Genomic DNA, 347 nt, shown 5'->3' on the forward strand with positions numbered 1-347 from the left:
TACTAGATTGGAGTCCGTCTCTTTGGCTCGTATATGTGTATAAGAGACAGTGGCGGTCCCTACCGTCCTTTGTGCTTTGATAGTGCCCCGAGTGCTGCGCTGGTAAGTCGTGCAGATGGAGCTTCTACCGCGTACGGGTCCGCGTATCCAGCCGATCAACCCGCACTGGAGGCACGAACCAGGCAAGGCAAAGCCCTACGATCGCTGCCGCATCCGCTAGCCCAAGTCCCACGTGTATCGATTCGATCAACGCACCGCGCGTGGACTGCATCATCTCGTCGTCGGCATGACCCGCCATGATCAGGCGACCAATCAGCGCCGCCTGTTCCGCCAGAGCGATTAGCAAC

The 347-nt window shown here is 58.5% G+C and carries 1 pseudogene; it reads right to left on the reverse strand.

Features of this window, described 5'->3' with window-relative positions:
* Positions 1–124: 124 nt before the first annotated feature.
* A pseudogene (locus tag FH08_RS52720) lies at positions 125–347 on the reverse strand (MFS transporter); the annotation flags it as partial.

It is taken from the genome of Caballeronia sordidicola (assembly GCF_000729995.1).
Lineage (GTDB): Bacteria > Pseudomonadota > Gammaproteobacteria > Burkholderiales > Burkholderiaceae > Caballeronia > Caballeronia sordidicola_A.